Consider the following 18,351-nt stretch of genomic DNA (forward strand, 5'->3'; position numbering starts at 1 on the left):
AAATTTTACGATAGAAAATAAAAAAAGAAGGGAAACTTTTCCCTTCTTCAAGTTAATAATGAGTAATATTTGGTGAGCTAATTAAGAATTTAATCCTGCTTTTGCAGCTCGAGGCTAACTTTTTCCGGTTCACCGTTCCGATAAAACTCTAACTGAATATCGTCACCTATGTTGGTTTCTGAATATAGAAACTTTCTTAATTCGAGTATTGAAGTAATTTCATTATCATTAATTTTAGTTATCACATCAAATTGTTGCAGTCCGGCTTTTTCAGCGGCTGAACCAGCTTGAACTTCTGCGACTACCATTCCACCTGCCAAATCATCCGGCAGGTTAATTTCATTTCGGTATTGAGGCGGAACTTGGTTAATAGGGGCAGTACTAATTCCAATTAATGGTCTTTCAATTTCCCCATTCGTTTCCAGTTGCTCCATTATGGGTAATGCAGCGTTAACAGGAATTGCAAAGCCAATCCCCTCTACCTCTTGCTGGGCAACCTTCATTGAGTTAATTCCAATTACCTCACCCTTTGAATTCACTAATGCCCCGCCACTGTTACCCGGGTTTATAGCAGCATCTGTCTGAATTACTTCAGTAATCCAGTCGGGCTGTCGGTCTCCATTTGTATCCACGCTAATAGATCGATTCAACCCACTGATGATACCCTTTGTCACTGTATTCGCAAAATCCAGACCTAAAGGATTTCCAATAGCCGCAACTGTTTCGCCAACGAGTAAATCTTCAGATGAACCCATGGTTGCTACAGTATTAATTTTATCTCCATCCACTTCCAAAACGGCTAAATCCGTAAGAGGATCAGTTCCTAAAACAGTTGCTTGGATCCGTTCATCATTATTCAGTGCAATTTCGACTTCTTTTGCCCCATCAACAACATGTTGGTTCGTGACAACGTAGGCTTTGTTGTTCTCCTTTTTATAGATAATACCTGAACCTGAGCCTTGTTCCTCGCTTTGAGTCCAGACACTCTGTTGCTGAAGATTTATAACACCTACGACTGCCTCGGATACTTCAGCAATATTACTTGCTAGCTCTGCATTATCTGACGCTAGAGTCCTCACCATATCCGGAGTCGTATTTTCCTGTGTTGAAGCAGATGTATTCGATGAATGCTGAAGTGGTAAAATATTCGCTGTCATTAACAAAACAATTATACTGGCTGATATTACTCCACCAACAATACCGGCCAGTAGAATATGCAGTCCTGATTTGCTTTTATAGTTTTTTTTAATTTTGGTTGAATTGCTGTGAATGGATTCTTCTAAAGGGATTGAATTATTTTCTTCAGAACGGTTCTGTGTATCACCATACTTATTCTCATTATTTTCCATACTATGACCGCCCTTCCTTTCCAATGTTTTTAACCAGCAATAACGGGCAGCAGACTTACCATTGCATTTTTTTCAAGGGGTATAGAGGGGGTGCTCAAGCAGTCTGCTCCCGATAAGGCCATCAAAGTTAAGAGTTATTCGGATACGTGGGATCGCGTAGAATAACTTAACTGTAGGTTATATTTTATAGCTAGATAAAGGGATAAATTTGGTATAAGTGTGGAAGAATTGTGTAAAAAAACGTATTAGTGTTCACATTCAGTGACTTATGTAAAAATATATATAATCACTCAGCTTTCGCAAGCTTGAAATTGATAAATAGACTTGAAAGAATTAGCAAGGCTGGAGAACACTGCTCACGTCGTCTTTTAATTGGAATTAACTGTTCTTGTTTGATGCTCTAAGCAGTGTGGATACACATAAAATTTCTCTAATAAAGCTATTGCGGTTACTCGTCCCACCGAAAAGAAATGTTGTTTTCTACACAAAACATATATAAGACGAAGTAACTTGTCACTGGAATAGCTAACCGCTCTGGAAATATACTTCGCTCAAAGAGGTGATCGCTGAATAAACCGGGGTGAACGCGGGATTAAGTGAAGCAATCGCTGAATAAATCGGTCCGAACGCTGAATAAACCAAGCCGAACGCGCGATTAAGTGAAGTAATCGCTGAATGAAAGTAGGTGCAGCGGTCATGACAAATCGGTCGACTCGTGCTTAGAACAGCACGTGTCTGAAGACCCCGCAGCGGTGGCCTTCCGCGAGGAGGCTGAAGCGTTGCCCGCGGAAAGCGACTGCCTGAAGTGGAAATCAACGTCGATGTTACGTCGCACTTTATATCTAATGCGATGATAAAAAGTAACGTAAAGACTTGGGTTCTAAGTCTAATCCAACTAACTGTTTGAACATATTTCAGTGGTGCGAAAGTTGAGTAATCATATTAGCGAAAAAGGTGATTTTGTTGCGATATCATATTGGCGTTGTTGAGGACGATTCAAATATCCAAAATATTGTATCAGCCTATTTGAAAAAAGAAGGGTTTTACGTAACCGTCTTAGGATCAGCTGAAGCTGCATGGAAGGTCTGGGAAACTAACCCTCCTGATATGTGGATTTTGGATATTATGCTTCCTGGAATGGATGGCTACGAATTTTGCCGGAAAATAAGAAACGAAAGCGAAGTACCTATTGTGATTATTTCAGCAAAGGATGAAGAGATTGATAAAATACTTGGATTAGAATTAGGTGGAGATGATTATTTAACGAAACCATTCAGTCCCAGGGAATTAGTCGCGCGTGTCAAACGATTGTTTAAACGTATAAATCAATCACCTGTTGCTGAAGAGGTCACTCAGGAAAAAATAAAAGTAGATGATTTACTCATTTATAAAAATGACAGGCGTATCTTCTGGGATAACCGGGAGCAGGAAGTAACGACAAAGGAATTTGATATGTTGCTGATCTTTGCGGAAAATGTTAATAGAGCCTTTTCACGGGAAGAATTATTAGTAAAGGTATGGGGAGATGATTATTTCGGAAGTGACCGGGCTGTGGATGATTTAGTTAAACGAATACGCAAAAAGTTTGCAACGCTTCCATTGGAAACGGTATGGGGCTATGGATATCGTTTGCGGAATGAAGAGGCTCACTAATGAAACTCCAATATCAGTTAAACGCAGCGTTTACAACCCTGCTTCTTGTCATCATGACTGTTACTGGTTATGTTATTTATTCATTAATATTAGACTTGTTGATTCAGGATGAACAAAGGCAGCTGAAACAAAAAGGTGAAATTCTAGTAGATGTTTTAAATGAACGATATGGTACGAGGCAGGATATTCAGCAATATAGTGATTTTCTGCAAGATCAGGATTTACAGTTATTTCTTTATGACAGAAATCAGAATGCAGTATTTTATTCAACTATGTCAAGTCGGGTTACTGCTGGTTTTTTTCAAGCTAATAATTTTGAAGATACGAGTGAAATGCTGTGGGAATACGGAAATGATAAATATGTAACATCAAGGATAGTAGTTTATCCGGAAGCAACTGGGCTTGAACTGATCCTACTGACACCGATGAATGATTTGCAGGTAGTACAACAAAATTTTATATTCCGTTTGTTTATTGTATTTCTTATCGGAGCAGCTGCGGCAGTGTTACTTAGTTATTTTTTAACAAATAAATTAGTAACTCCTTTATCACAACTAAAACAACAATTAAAAAAGATTGAAAAAAGACAGTTTGATGAAGTTGAACGAATTCAAGCAACTGGAGAGATTAAGGAGGTCGAACAAAGCATTTTTGAAATGTCTGAGGAATTACAAAGGTATATGAAGTCACAGCAGACATTCTTTCAAAATGCCAGTCATGAATTGAAAACACCTCTTATGACAATTCAGGGTTATGCTGAAGGTATCCGGGATAAAATTTTTGATGAAAAGGATGAAGAAAAGGGATTAGAGGTAATGGTAACCGAGGTAAATCGTTTGAAAGCGATTATTAATGAGATGATTCTCCTGGCTAAGCTTGATAGTGAACCTGATGTCTATGACCCTAAGAAGATTGATGCATCTGAATTGATTAATCAGGTTATTGACCGGACGATGCCTTTAGTCAATGAGAAAGAAATTCTAATCAAGCAGGATGTAGATGATGATATTACATTATTTGCCGACGAAGAAAAATTATTGCGAGCTTTATTGAATTTAACATTTAATGCGATTCGTCATGCCAAAAGTCAGGTAGGTATTCATGTTTATAAAAAGAACCGGGCGGTTATAATTACAGTTGAAGATGATGGGGAAGGAATAGCCGACAATTTAATTCCACATATTTTCCACCGGTTTGTAAAAGGTAAGAATGGGGAAACTGGTCTAGGACTGGCTATCGCACGTGCCATTGTAGAACAATCAGGCGGAGAAATTAATGTAGGTGAATCTGGGCTTGGAGGAGCAAAATTTGAGGTTATTTTTCATTTGTAGTGTTTTTTTTGCAAAAAATTCTAAATAACAAGGGATTTTATGATATAATTATATGGTTTGAAACATCCCGTAATTATAGAGGAGCGTACTTTTTATGCATTTAAGAGAAGATATTCGTAACATTGCTATCATTGCCCACGTTGACCACGGTAAAACGACACTGGTGGATCAGCTGTTAAAATATTCAGGAACTTTTCATGAACATGAACAAGTGAATGAGCGAGCTATGGACTCTAACGATATTGAAAGAGAACGTGGTATAACAATTTTGGCAAAAAATACAGCAATTAAATATAATGATACTGCTATCAATATTTTGGATACACCTGGTCACGCAGACTTCGGTGGCGAAGTGGAACGAATTATGAAAATGGTTGATGGTGTAGCTTTAGTTGTTGATGCCTATGAAGGGACTATGCCCCAAACACGCTTCGTGTTGAAGAAAGCGTTAGAGCAAAAACTGACACCAATCGTTGTTTTGAATAAAATAGACCGTCCGAACGCTAGACCAACAGAGGTTATTGACGAGGTTCTTGATCTATTTATTGAGCTTGGCGCTGATGATGAACAATTGGAATTCCCTGTTGTTTACGCATCTGCACTAAATGGTACGTCAGGATTAGAGCCGGATGACCAGAAAGAAACGATGGATCCTATCTTTACAACTATCTTAGAACATATTCCTGCACCAGCAAATACAGAAGACGAGCCGTTACAATTCCAAGTCACCTTGCTTGATTATAACGACTATGTTGGACGTATAGGAGTTGGGCGAGTGTTCAGGGGTAAGATTAGTTTAGGACAACAGGTCGTTGTGATGAAGGAAGACGGTACGAAAAAACCATTCCGTATCAGCAAATTATTTGGTTTTACAGGATTAAAACGAATCGAAATTGAAGAGGCGATCTCAGGGGATATCGTAGCCCTTGCTGGAATGGAAGATATAAACATAGGTGAGACGATTTGTCCGCCAAGTCATCCAGAAGCATTGCCGTTGTTGCGAATTGATGAACCAACCCTGCAAATGACATTTGTAGTTAATAACAGTCCTTTTGCTGGGCGTGAGGGTAAATACGTTACCTCACGAAGAATTGAAGAACGCTTATTGAAGCAACTGGAGACAGATGTTAGTTTACGGGTAGAACCAACTGATTCACCAGATGCTTGGACTGTATCAGGACGGGGTGAGTTACACCTGTCGATTTTGATTGAAAACATGCGCAGAGAAGGCTTTGAACTACAGCTCTCCAAGCCACAGGTTATTGTCAAGGAGATTGATGGTGTAAGATGTGAGCCTGTCGAACGTGTACAAGTAGATGTACCTGAAGAATATCAAGGGGCTGTTATGGAGTCACTTGGAGCGCGAAAAGGCGAAATGCAGGACATGGTCAACCATGGTAATGGACAGGTCCGATTGGAGTTTAAGGTGCCATCTCGCGGCTTAATTGGTTATTCTACGGAATTTATGTCACAGACACGTGGTTATGGAATTATTAATCATACCTTCGAAGCCTATGAACCAATTATTAAAGGTCAGGTTGGTGGAAGACGTGAGGGTGTTCTTGTTGGATTGGAAAATGGCAAAGCATCAACATATGGCATAATGCAATTGGAAGACCGTGGAACTATTTTTGTAGAACCTGGTACCGAAATTTATGCCGGAATGATTGTTGGTGAACATAACCGTGAGAATGATCTAACTGTTAATATCACGAAAGAAAAACATTTAACGAATGTTCGTTCGGCGAATAAAGACCAAACTTCTACAATTAGAAAAACCCGAGAAATGTCTTTGGAAGAAGCAATTGAATATCTTGCTGATGATGAATATTGCGAAGTAACACCAGAGTCCATTCGTTTGCGTAAGAAGATTTTAAACAAAAACGAGCGGGAAAAGGCATCAAAGAAATCAAGTGTATAACAACAGTATAGAGACCGGTAGGAGCCTTTAGGCATCTGCCGGTTTTTTGCTTTTTAAGAGGGACTAATTTGTAATCTGTAAAAATTAAAGGAGTAGGTGTAGAAAATTCGTGGTATACAGATAAAAACACGTCATCAGTAAAGGATAAGCTAGTCTCCATTCTTTGTGCTTTCTATGAATCATATATACACTAAAAGCAAAATAAACTACTGTGAGGTGTTCTGCTATTCGATATTTTTTCTTTATTGTATCAGCCGTAGTTGTATTAACTGCATGTGAAAATTCAGATCAGCCAACAGAACGAGATACTCATCAGGGGGAACAAAAAAATAAAAATCCGGAGCAAGATGCGGCGGATACAGACCGAAAAGTCATCGCTGAAAACCTTCAGGAACCATGGGCAATAGCGATCCTTGACGACGAGATTCATGTTAGTGAGCGAAATGGGGCAATTGTTACAATTTCTGATGGCGATTATTCGAGAAAATCAGTACAGTTTGACAAAAATCTTGCTGAACAACCAGAGGCTGGACTTTTAGGTATTGCCTTCTCCGATGACTACCCGGAAACAAATGAAGCAATCGCTTATTATTCCTATCAGAATGGCGACGACTATTTTCAACGGGTTGTAAGAATTGAAGAATCAAGTGAGCAGTGGGTGGAGACGGATGTATTACTGGATAGAATTCCTGGTGGACAATTTCATCAGGGGGGCAGAATTGAAATTGGCCCTGATCATAAGCTCTATATAACAACAGGTGATGCTGCTAATCCCGAATTATCACAAGACTTGAATAGTCTAGCCGGTAAAATACTTCGCATGAACTTGGATGGCTCTATTCCGGAAGATAATCCATTCGATAACTCTTTCGTTTATTCTTATGGCCACCGTAATCCTCAAGGACTTGCCTGGGGGCCAAATGGAGAATTTTATGCTACAGAGCATGGAGCAGAAGCTCATGATGAAATCAACCGTGTAGAAGCAGGTGGTAACTATGGATGGCCGGCTATCGAAGGAGATGAAACAGGAGAGGGAATGGAACCTCCTGTTATTCATTCGGGGAATGAAACTTGGGCACCATCTGGTATGACTTATTTCAATGGTAATTTTTATTTTGCTGCTCTAAGAGGAGAAGCATTGAGAAAATTCGACCCGATGAATAAAAGTGAGGAACTAATTGTCTCAGATGTAGGGCGTGTTCGTGATGCGTTAGCTACTGATGATGGAATATATATTATTACGAATAATACAGACGGGCGTGGCACTCCCTCTGAAAATGATGATCAATTACTGTTCATACCTATTCCAAAAAGCCAATTACATTAAAGAGTGAAGTAGAGATTAAATTTACTGTAAGCCCTTGTATAACTTGTATATACAAGTTATACTACTAATTAATACATGTATATACAAGTAAGGTAAGTATACAAGGAGGTTATGCATTGAATAGCAAACCAGAAGTAATTTACTCCCCACTAAGTGGAAGTGTTATACAACTTGAGAATGTGCCAGATCCTACCTTTTCACAAAAACTGATGGGAGACGGTTTAGCAATAGAACCCAGTGACGGAAGTGTACTGGCCCCGATAGATGGCGAAGTTGTACAACTATTCCCGACGAAACATGCGATCGGCCTTCAAAGCAAATCTGGGATTGAAGTATTGATTCATATTGGACTGGAAACAGTATCTTTGGACGGCGAGGGTTTCGAAGCGCATGTAAAGCAAGGGGATAAAGTTAGAGTTGGAGATCCCTTAGTTACATTCGACCTGGAATATATAAAAGAAAAAGCAGCTAGTCACATTACTCCAATAATCATTACGAATGGAGCAGATTTCGATTCCTTTGAGATAGTACGTGATGATCATGTGACTGCAGGAGAATCTACGCTTTTCCAAGTGAAAATGAAAGATAAAGATGAATCTGCAAAACAATCAGGAAAGGTAAAAAAGGAAAACTCTATGCAGTATGGGAAGGAAGCAGAAGAAATTGTGGCAGCAGTTGGTGGTATCGATAACATCAATGCAGCAACACATTGTGTAACAAGATTACGCTTTGCCCTCGATGATGATGACCAAGTAGATCGTGACGTTCTCGATAATATGGATATTGTTAAAGGAACATTTACAACAAACGGGCAATTTCAAGTAGTTATCGGACAAGGAACTGTTGATAAAGTGTACGCTGCGATGGTTGAAGAAACAGGGGTTGGTGAAGCTTCTAAAGAAGAAGTAAAAGCCGCCAGTGGTAAGAAACAAAACCCATTGCAGCGGGCGATCAAAGTTCTTGCTGATATATTTATTCCAATTCTCCCAGCAATTGTAACAGCAGGTCTGTTGATGGGGATTAATAATATTCTGGCCAACCCTGGTATCTTTGGTAGAAATGCACCATCGGTTATTGAGATGTATCCACAGTGGGCTGGCTTAGCTGACATGATAAACATCATCGCGAATACAGCCTTCGTATTTTTGCCAGCTTTAATCGGCTGGTCTGCAGTGAAACGGTTTGGTGGAAATGAATTACTCGGGATTGTTCTCGGTCTGATTTTAGTTCACCCGGATTTACTAAATGCCTGGGCATATGGTGACGCATTAGAAGAAGGCGGAATCCCTACCTGGAATCTGTTTGGAATGGAAATTGATAAGATTGGCTACCAAGGCCAAGTTCTACCAGTTTTATTTGCGTCATGGTTATTAGCAAAAATAGAAATTTTTCTAAGAAAACGTGTAATGGATTCACTTCAGTTATTAATTGTTGCCCCAGTTGCACTATTAGTAACCGGCTTTCTTACATTCCTTATTATCGGACCAGTAACATTTGTAATTGGTAATTGGGTAACAGATGGATTAGTTGCAGTATTTGATCAATTTGCTATTCTTGGTGGTCTTGTTTATGGAGCGCTTTATGCACCGTTGGTTATTACTGGGATGCACCATACATTCTTGGCAGTAGACCTCCAATTAATTGGAAGTACGGATACAACATTCTTATGGCCAATTCTTGCACTATCAAATATTGCTCAAGGAGCTGCGGCCTTTGCCATGATGAAAGTAGCAAAAGACGAAAAGTTAAAAGGTCTGGCTGGAACTTCAGGTATATCTGCATGGTTGGGCATAACCGAACCCGCTATGTTTGGAGTTAATTTAAGATTTAAATATCCATTTGTTGCTGCGGTAATAGGTTCATCCATTGCGGGTGCATTTATTACAATGCAAAATGTATTAGCTACTTCTATTGGCGTAGGAGGAGTACCAGGTATTCTTTCCATTGTTCCAGAAAGTTGGATTTCATTTGGAATTGGGATGATTATCGTTATAGTAGTACCATTTGTCATTACGTATATTATCGCTAAACGTAAACTCAGGAACTAATTAATACAACTAGAATATAGAGGTGAGGCAATGAGCGAATCGTGGTGGAAGAGGGCAACTGTTTATCAAATTTACCCGAAAAGCTTCAACGATACAACAGGTAATGGAATAGGTGATATTCAGGGCATAATTCAGAAATTGGATTACATCAAAAAATTAGGTATCGACGTCATTTGGCTGACACCCGTTTATCAGTCTCCGCAAAAAGATAATGGGTATGATATTAGCGATTATTATACCATTGAACCGATGTATGGAACGATGGATGATTTCGAACAGTTATTGGATGAAACACATGAACGTGGTATGAAATTAATTATGGACCTTGTTATAAACCATACGTCAACAGAGCATGAGTGGTTCAAGAAAGCAGTGACCTCTAAAGATAATGAATACCGTGATTACTATATATGGAAGGACGCTGTTAATGGGGCAGAGCCAACTAACTGGCAATCCAAATTTGGTGGTTCAGCGTGGCAATTTGATGAAAAGACTGAACAATATTATCTGCATTTATTTGACCGGACGCAAGCAGATTTAAATTGGGAAAATGAACAACTTCGAGAAAAATTGTACGACATGATACGCTTCTGGGCAAAGAAAGGAATTGACGGTTTTCGCTTGGACGTTATAAATTTAATTTCCAAGGATCAGCGTTTTCCTAATGATGAGCATGGAGATGGTCGGAGGTTTTACACAGACGGTCCACGCGTTCATGAATTTTTACATGAAATGAACCAAGCAGTCCTTACGCCATACAACATGATGACTGTTGGTGAAATGTCTTCTACCACACTAGAAAATTGTATATTATACACAAGGCCAGATCGTCAGGAGCTTGATATGACATTTCAGTTTCACCATTTAAAAGTAGACTATCCAAATGGTGAAAAATGGACCAAGGCACCATTTGACTTTTTGGAGTTGAAGAAAATTTTATCCCATTGGCAGTCAGGAATGCATGAGGGGAAGGGTTGGAATGCTCTGTTCTGGTGCAATCATGACCAACCACGCGCAGTTTCCAGGTTTGGCAATGAGAGAAAGTATCATGTAAAGTCAGCAAAAATGCTTGCAACAACATTGCATATGATGAACGGAACACCTTATATCTATCAGGGAGAAGAAATTGGGATGACTAACCCCAATTTCACATCAATCCATGAATATCGTGATGTGGAGTCACTTAACGCATATGAAAATCTTCGTCTGGAAGGTAAATCTGAACAGGAAATTATAGAAATCCTGCAACAGAAATCCCGTGATAATGCCAGAACGCCTATGCAGTGGTCTGCTGATAAAAACGGTGGTTTTACACGTGCTGATGAACCGTGGATACCAGTATCAACTAATTACCCCGAAATTAATGTTAAAAAGTCTTTAGAGGAACCGAACTCTGTCTTCAGCCATTACCAGCAGTTGATTTCATTACGTAAGAAGTATGATATTATTACCTATGGGGACTTTCAACTGCTTTATAAGGATAATCCACAACTATTTGCATATACACGCAAGTGGGAGGAAGAGACTTTAGTAGTCGTAAATAACTTCTATACAGAAGAAGTTACAGTACATCTCCCTATAGATAAGGCTGAACGTGCAGAAATTCTGCTTTCAAACTATGAAGACTCTGGATTAGAACTGAAAAGCTTAACGTTAAGACCCTATGAGTCTGTTGTGTATTATGTGAGATAATGAGGTATGAGTATGCAAAAAAAATATATGGCAATCTATTATGAATTAGTTAAAAAAATCCAGACAGAGGAATGGCCCACGTCAACGATGCTACCATCCGAAAATGAGTTGACAGGAATGTATTCCACTTCACGTGAGACGATAAGAAAAGCATTAAATCTACTGTCTCAAAACGGATATATTCAAAAATTGCGCGGTAAAGGGTCCGTAGTTATTGATGTAAATAAAGTGGATTTCCCAGTGTCTGGGATAGTCAGCTTTAAAGAATTAACGGACAATCTGGGGTTAGACACGAAAACTACTGTCACTGAGTTATCGTACCTGGAATCGGCAAGTAATGTTCATAAAGTGTTGGGTAGTGAGGAACAGCACAAGATTTGGAAGGTATTTCGCGTTCGTGGAATTTCTGGTGAAACGGTAATTTTAGATAAAGATTACTTCAACGAAAAATATGTACCTATGCTTTCCGAATCTATTTGTGAGAACTCTATTTATGCGCATTTAGAAAATGAGCTGGGCTTAAGCATAAGCTTTGCCCAAAAGGAAATCATTGTGGAAGAGCCAACAGATGAAGATCGGATGCTATTGGACTTAGAAGGTTATTCAAATGTTGTGGTTATCAAAAGTTTGGTGTATCTAGAGGATACAAGCTTGTTTCAATATACAGAGTCAAGACATCGTCCTGATAAATTCAGATTCGTGGACTTTGCTAGAAGAATTAAAAATTAATATCGAAAAGTCGTTCTGTTATTCGTATACAGAGCGGCTTTTTATTTTAATTTGCATCTATAAAACGCTCTGACAGCAAGAGCCAAGTCCAGCGCGGGCGCCCCTCACTTTATTAAGCATATGTAAATTTTATAAAAAATAACTTAAAACGGTTGCTGCCCTCATATTTATATTATATGCTTATATAAGCACTTAATTATATAGTTGCTAAAAGGGGATGATGTATATGCTGAAAACGGAAATAACCCTGGAAGAAATGGTTCCGATTTTAAAATTACTAGGTGATCGAACTCGTTTAACTATATTCAGCTTACTACGTACGAAACAGGCATGTGTATGTGAATTAGTAGAAGCACTTGAAATGTCCCAGCCATCCATAAGTCAGCATTTACGTAAATTACGAGATGCTAAGCTGGTGAAAGAAGAGAGAAGAGGCCAATGGATTTATTATTCGATAAATGAAGAAACAACACATTATTTACTAGTTGAACATGTGTTGAAGTTCGTTCCTGATCAGCCTGATCTTATAGAAAAAATGAAACAGGCTAAGGGATGTTAGTCTGTATTACGTGGGAGGATTAACAGATTGGATGTATTAACAGTTTTAGCACTACTTATATTTTTAATAACACTTGTATTAGTTATTTGGCAACCGAAGAACCTGGGGATTGGTTATTCAGCACTATTTGGAGCTATTCTTGCATTAATCGCAGGCGTTGTTACATTTGAAGATGTGGTTGCAGTAACAGATATTGTGTGGAACGCAACCCTGGCATTTGTTGCCATCATTATCATCTCGTTGGTTTTGGATGAGATAGGATTTTTCGAATGGGCTGCATTACATATGGCCCGTTTAGCTAATGGCAGCGGTGTGAAAATGTTTATTTATATTACTGTACTAGGTGCAGTTGTTGCTGCTTTATTTGCAAATGATGGTGCTGCACTCATTCTTACACCAATTGTACTGGCGATGGTCCGGGCGCTGAAGTTTAAAGATACATTTATTTTGCCGTTTATTATGGCCAGCGGATTCATTGCTGATACCACGTCACTGCCATTTGTTGTGAGTAATTTAGTTAACATCGTTTCTGCAGACTTTTTTGACATCGGGTTTATCGAATATGCATCTCGTATGGTTATTCCTAACATTTTTTCATTACTGGCAAGTATTACGGTACTTTATCTGGTATTTAAGAAAGACATACCGAAAAACTATGATACTAACGAATTGAAAGAGCCGAGAAGTGCTATCAAAGACGAAAAGATGTTCCGAATATCCTGGGTAGTTTTAGGTGTATTACTGATTGGTTACTTTACCAGTGAATTCCTGAACATTCCAGTATCCTTTGTGGCCGGGGCAGTTGCCATTATTTTCTTATTGATGGGTCGAAACAGTAAAGCAGTTGAAACCGTTAAGGTAGTTAAAGGAGCTCCGTGGTCGATCGTATTTTTCTCCGTTGGTATGTACGTAGTTGTTTATGGACTGCGAAATGTTGGAATGACTGATTTGCTTGCTAATGTACTCAATCTTGCAGTCGATCAAGGTTTATTTGTTGCAACAATGTCAATGGGCTTCATCGCCGCTGTCTTATCTTCCTTAATGAATAATATGCCAACAGTTATGATAGACGCATTGGCCATTGCAGACACGAATGCTACGGGAGTAGTAAAAGAAGGGCTGATTTATGCAAATATTATTGGTAGTGACCTTGGGCCGAAGATTACACCAATTGGCTCACTTGCGACACTTCTATGGCTTCACGTACTGAAAACAAAAGGAGTGAAAATTTCATGGGGATACTACTTTAAAGTCGGATTAATCTTAACTATACCAACATTATTTATAACATTAATCGGGTTGTATTTAACCTTAATTCTATTCTAAAAATCAAGAGGAGTGATTTAGTTGTCTAAAAAGCCTATACTATATTTTCTGTGTACAGGAAACTCATGCCGTAGCCAAATGGCGGAAGGTTTTGGCAAAAAGCACCTTAGTGAAAGATGGGATGTAAGAAGTGCAGGTATTGAAGCACACGGTTTGAATCCATTAGCAGTCAAAGCAATGAGCGCAGTAGACATTGATATTAAAGATCAGGAATCAAGCGTGATTGATCAGGAAATTTTAAATAATGCAGAATTCGCAGTTACCTTATGTGGGGATGCACGGGATAATTGTCCGGTGACGCCATCCCATGTAAAAAGGGAGCATTGGGGTTTTGATGACCCAGCGAAAGCGGAAGGTACCGATGAAGAAAAATGGCAAGTGTTTGAGCGGGTCCGGGATCAAATAGAGGCACGTATTATTCAATTCAAAGAAACAGGGAAATAACGTATAAAAGCGTCAGTTGGAGTAATTAACCAGCTGACGCTTTTGTTATTTCTTTGTAATAGCAATGTACAGCAACGAAATGAGCCTCCGGATTTAATGATTTCTGAAAAATCAATTGCAATTACCTAAAAACCAGCTTGGAACAATGAACTCGAAACTGTACCAGGATGTGCCCATTTCAGCATAGATAAAAAAGAGACTGCTCATCACAGTCTCTTCTGCAACTAAAGTTTACGATTTTTTGCTCTTCTTTTCATTAGGAATGTACTTTGTGTAATATGCTGCGAATAACAAGGAGATAAAAGATAACCCCCATGATACAATTCCATTCCACTGGAAATCTGTTCGCAAGCCAATTAATAAAATGATTCCACTGAGAGCGATAAAGAAAGCTGTCAAATAACGTTTCACGTATAACACCCCAATGTTAGGTATGATCGTGCTAAATTTCCTATCCACTCTATTTATAGATATGTTTATCTCTATTTATACCATAATAATAGGTGAAGTTTAAATAGACTGGCTTAATTAATTTCCAGCAACATCTCTTTTTGTAAAGAATATCCAAGATAAAAGAAGGAAAAAGGCATAATAAATGATCAACATTAGTATGGAAAAACCTAGAGTCATCCCATCAATCCAAGGGGCATTTCCATGCGTATACTGACTTAAATCTGTATTTGCAAACAGAATATACTTTGCCCAACTCCGCTCAGCGAAAAACACAACAATTTGATTGCCGGCCATCATTAGGAAAATGGCAGTTCCAATTGCAAGCGCACTGTTTCGAAAGATGGTTGATATCATGAATGCAAATGTAGCCATCATAACCAAGTTAACTAGTTTATAGCCATATCCTGAAACAATTTCACCAATCACAGGAACATATGCCAAACCAGTACTTTTCTCTATAACAATTGATGGATTGAGGCCATCTAGACCGAAGAAAATAGCCCCGATAATTAACGAAAAAAATAAAACAAATAGCAACGTAAAGAGAGCGAACACCAGTACAGATATATACTTGGATAGCAGGATTTTTGTTCGTGATATTGGACGGATAAGCAGGAGCTTAATTGTTCCCCATCTGAACTCATTGGCTACAATTCCGGCTGCAATAATTATTGTAAGCAAGCTCACTAGTGATAACAATAACTGATTTTCCAGTACAAATTGCCATGTTCCAAAGCCAGTAGGCTGTATGTCATGCTCTAGGTAATAATTGTTCTCTTCAATGAGATGCGAATTCATACCATCAAAATACTCTTCTTCTTCTTTAACATATACTTCATTTTCCTCGTGTAATACCTCTCGCCAATTGTCCTGGTCGTAGTTATCTGCAGTTTTCTCATATGTATTCGTTAAAAAACCCAGACCGATAATTAATAGAGCGAGTATGATGTACATAGCCCAAGTAGATTTACGTATATATGTTTTAATCAGTTCATTATAAATTAGCTTGAAAAAGTTACTCAATTGTATTCTCTCCAATCAAATCAAAAAATTTATCCTCCAGGGTAGACTTAGATATACCTATTTGGTAAATAGAGATATTATGGTTTACCAGTGTTTGAATAATTAAGGGAATAGATTCTTTTTCACTTGTGAAGGAAAGAGAATTACTTGCAGTTGTCGCATCAATATTGTGATGCTTTTTTATAAGATCAATTGCTTGATTGAGTGGAGTTACTTCCATTTTAATCTGCTGATTTAGGGTCTCCAGATCCGAATCGACACCACCATTTACCGATTGAATGGCTACAAGTTCCCCATTTTTTATAATGCCAATGCGATCACACATGAGTTCAATCTCTGATAAAAGATGACTGGAGATAATTACAGCCACATTTTCCTGTTCCGCTAACCTTCTTATGTATTGGCGAATCTCACGAATTCCGGCGGGATCCAGTCCATTTGTAGGCTCATCCAAAATTAAAATAGAAGGATTATGCAGTAATGCTTGGGCTATACCTAAACGCTGACGCATACCCAAAGAGTATTTCCCTACTTTTTCCTTAATTGGATTCTCCAGGCCTACAAGAGATATTACTTCCTTTAAACGCTCTTGTGAGATGCCAGGCATCATTCTGGCATAATGCATCAAATTCTGCCAACCAGTCATAAAAGGATACATTTCAGGATTTTCGACAATTGCGCCTACCTCCTGAGCTGCTTCTTTAAAGTTGGTTTTGATACTGTTACCAAGGATGTGCACATCCCCGTCTGTAAGTCCCATTAATCCCACCATCATTCGTATGGTAGTAGTTTTACCTGCTCCGTTTGGACCGATAAAACCAAACACTTCACCTTTATTAATAGTAAAACTAAGTCCTTTAATAATTTCTTTCTTGCCAATTGTTTTTTTGACATTTATTAATTCCATGGCAATTTGTGACATATATTATACCTCCAATTTACAAACTCCTTAATAGTACGTTAACTATCGCAAAATAGTTTCAGGAAAAGTAAAAAAAGCACCTTGCTTTTTAGTAGCAAGGTGCTGATCGAACTATATTTTATTTTAAATCAGGATTGTTATTTTTCGCTTCTTTTACCCGTTGCTTCCGATAGCCTCCGGCAATGTCGGCCTGCTTAAAATCTCTGGAATAATGCACTTCCTGAGCATCCGAAAGCTGCTTATCTTTTGTTGGCTGATATTGATTTCTCATTTTATAAAAATCCTTTCTTTTAATGATCTTTGTTATATACATCATGTTCCCTGAAATTTGAAAATGAAACGTATCCTAGGCCTTTAAGTAATATAAATTTGTAGGTATACTTAAGGTAACTTAAAATTCAAAATATACGAGGTGGAGACATGAGAGAAGTTGTTATTGTTGAAGGGTGCCGTACAGCGGTTGGCCGCAGAAAAGGCATGTTTGCAAATTACCGACCAGACGAGCTGGCTGCAGTGGTATTGGATGATTTAGTTAAACGGGCAACTATTGATAAAGGAATTGTTGAAGATATCATTTTAGGATGTGTGACTCAAGTTAATGAACAAGGAGGGAATATTGCTAGAACAGCCGCCTTAATTGCGGGGTTTCCAACCCATGTACCAGGAGTAACAATAGATCGTCAATGTGGGTCGAGTCAGCAGGCGGTACACTTTGGTGCACAAGCAATCGCCTCTGGTGATATGGATATAGTTATTGCAGGCGGCGTGGAAAGCATGACACGTGTTCCCATGGCTTCAAATATGGGAGAGACAAAACCAAGCGAACAATTAACTGAAAAGTATGAAATTGTTAATCAGGGAATCTCTGCTGAGAGAATAGCTGACCATTGGGGGATTTCCAGAGCAAAGTTGGATGCGTTTTCCTTACAAAGTCATGAGCGAGCAATAAAAGCTATTAAACAAGGTAATTACAAAAAGGAAATTGTTCCTGTCGAAGTAACTGATTCTGAGGGAAAAACAAAAGAGGTAAAGGTGGATGAGGGACCTCGCGAAAATACCTCACTGGAAGTATTGGCAGGATTAAGGACAGTTTTTAAAGAAGATGGGAAAGTCACGGCGGGCAACGCTAGTCAAATGAGTGATGGTGCAAGTGCAGTGTTATTAATGTCTCGTGAGAAAGCAGAACAACTAGGTTTAAAACCAAGAGCCAGAATAGTAGCACGTACGGTTATAGGGTCAGATCCTACATTCATGCTGACAGGACCAATCGCAGCAACAAAGAAGGTCTTAGAGAAAGCGGATTTATCGATTGAGGATATAGAGCGATATGAAGTGAATGAAGCATTTGCTTCCGTCCCACTAGCCTGGCTGCAGGATACAGGTGCAGACTCGGAAAAACTAAACGTTAACGGTGGGGCAATTGCCTTAGGCCATCCATTAGGCGCGACAGGTACAAAGCTACTCGTTTCCTTAGTTAATGAATTAGAGCGTACAGATGGCCGTTATGGACTGCTTGCTATATGTGAAGGAATGGGAATGGCAAATGCAACGATTATTGAGAAGTTAGATTAGAT

At 38.8% G+C, this 18,351-nt stretch carries 16 protein-coding genes; 11 read left to right on the forward strand and 5 right to left on the reverse strand.

Going from position 1 to position 18,351, the window contains the following annotated elements; translation table 11 throughout:
* Positions 1-89 precede the first annotated feature (89 nt).
* Positions 90-1,349 carry a S1C family serine protease gene (locus QGM71_RS14155; RefSeq protein ID WP_327608219.1) on the reverse strand — a complete coding sequence of 420 codons (1,260 nt, stop codon included), beginning with the start codon at positions 1,347-1,349 and terminating at the stop codon, positions 90-92.
* A gap of 963 nt (positions 1,350-2,312) precedes the next feature.
* Here QGM71_RS14155 and QGM71_RS14160 point away from each other — a divergent pair.
* The 10 genes from QGM71_RS14160 (at position 2,313) to arsC (ending at position 14,379) form a co-directional block, all read left to right on the forward strand.
* On the forward strand, positions 2,313-3,002 hold the full coding sequence (locus tag QGM71_RS14160; RefSeq protein ID WP_327608220.1) for a response regulator transcription factor: 690 nt from the start codon (positions 2,313-2,315) through the stop codon (positions 3,000-3,002).
* Complete coding sequence (locus QGM71_RS14165; protein ID WP_327608221.1) at positions 3,002-4,333, forward strand: sensor histidine kinase; 1,332 nt, start codon at positions 3,002-3,004, stop codon at positions 4,331-4,333. Before QGM71_RS14160 ends, QGM71_RS14165 begins: the two co-directional genes overlap by 1 nt.
* A 94-nt stretch (positions 4,334-4,427) precedes the next feature.
* Entirely contained in the window at positions 4,428-6,254 is a 1,827-nt protein-coding gene (gene typA / locus QGM71_RS14170; protein WP_327608222.1) for a translational GTPase TypA, read from the forward strand.
* Between the two features lie 211 nt (positions 6,255-6,465).
* Complete coding sequence (locus QGM71_RS14175) at positions 6,466-7,581, forward strand: PQQ-dependent sugar dehydrogenase (RefSeq protein ID WP_327608223.1); 1,116 nt, start codon at positions 6,466-6,468, stop codon at positions 7,579-7,581.
* A 116-nt stretch (positions 7,582-7,697) separates the two neighbouring features.
* Positions 7,698-9,629 (forward strand): PTS system trehalose-specific EIIBC component, encoded by a 1,932-nt coding sequence (gene treP / locus QGM71_RS14180; RefSeq protein WP_327608224.1) that lies wholly within the window; start codon positions 7,698-7,700, stop codon positions 9,627-9,629.
* A 30-nt stretch (positions 9,630-9,659) separates the two neighbouring features.
* Complete coding sequence (gene treC / locus QGM71_RS14185) at positions 9,660-11,321, forward strand: alpha,alpha-phosphotrehalase (protein ID WP_327608225.1); 1,662 nt, start codon at positions 9,660-9,662, stop codon at positions 11,319-11,321.
* Positions 11,322-11,333: 12 nt separating this feature from the next.
* Positions 11,334-12,050: a trehalose operon repressor gene (treR, locus tag QGM71_RS14190; RefSeq protein ID WP_327608226.1), complete on the forward strand. Its 717-nt coding sequence runs from the start codon at positions 11,334-11,336 to the stop codon at positions 12,048-12,050.
* A 226-nt stretch (positions 12,051-12,276) separates the two neighbouring features.
* Positions 12,277-12,609 (forward strand): ArsR/SmtB family transcription factor, encoded by a 333-nt coding sequence (locus QGM71_RS14195; RefSeq protein WP_327608227.1) that lies wholly within the window; start codon positions 12,277-12,279, stop codon positions 12,607-12,609.
* Between the two features lie 27 nt (positions 12,610-12,636).
* Entirely contained in the window at positions 12,637-13,935 is a 1,299-nt protein-coding gene (locus QGM71_RS14200; RefSeq protein ID WP_327608228.1) for an arsenic transporter, read from the forward strand.
* A gap of 21 nt (positions 13,936-13,956) precedes the next feature.
* Entirely contained in the window at positions 13,957-14,379 is a 423-nt protein-coding gene (arsC, locus tag QGM71_RS14205) for an arsenate reductase (thioredoxin) (RefSeq protein ID WP_327608229.1), read from the forward strand.
* A 231-nt stretch (positions 14,380-14,610) separates the two neighbouring features.
* On the opposite strand, the gene QGM71_RS14210 is transcribed toward arsC, so the two are convergent.
* From QGM71_RS14210 to QGM71_RS14225, 4 genes are all read right to left on the reverse strand, one after another.
* Positions 14,611-14,790 (reverse strand): hypothetical protein, encoded by a 180-nt coding sequence (locus QGM71_RS14210; protein ID WP_327608230.1) that lies wholly within the window; start codon positions 14,788-14,790, stop codon positions 14,611-14,613.
* 117 nt (positions 14,791-14,907) lie between these two features.
* Positions 14,908-15,855 (reverse strand): ABC transporter permease, encoded by a 948-nt coding sequence (locus QGM71_RS14215; RefSeq protein ID WP_327608231.1) that lies wholly within the window; start codon positions 15,853-15,855, stop codon positions 14,908-14,910.
* Positions 15,848-16,777: an ABC transporter ATP-binding protein gene (locus tag QGM71_RS14220; RefSeq protein ID WP_327608232.1), complete on the reverse strand. Its 930-nt coding sequence runs from the start codon at positions 16,775-16,777 to the stop codon at positions 15,848-15,850. The genes QGM71_RS14215 and QGM71_RS14220 overlap by 8 nt, the downstream gene beginning before the upstream one ends.
* Before the next feature lie 118 nt (positions 16,778-16,895).
* A complete protein-coding gene (locus tag QGM71_RS14225; RefSeq protein WP_327608233.1) occupies positions 16,896-17,048 on the reverse strand; it encodes a YfhE family protein in 153 nt (50 codons plus the stop codon).
* Positions 17,049-17,197: 149 nt separating this feature from the next.
* On the opposite strand from QGM71_RS14225, the gene QGM71_RS14230 reads away from it, so the two are divergent.
* Complete coding sequence (locus tag QGM71_RS14230) at positions 17,198-18,349, forward strand: thiolase family protein (RefSeq protein ID WP_327608234.1); 1,152 nt, start codon at positions 17,198-17,200, stop codon at positions 18,347-18,349.
* Positions 18,350-18,351: the final 2 nt, after the last annotated feature.

Origin of the sequence: Virgibacillus tibetensis, from assembly GCF_036026595.1 — a bacterium.
In the GTDB taxonomy this organism is placed as follows: Bacteria; Bacillota; Bacilli; order Bacillales; family Amphibacillaceae; genus Virgibacillus_P; species Virgibacillus_P tibetensis.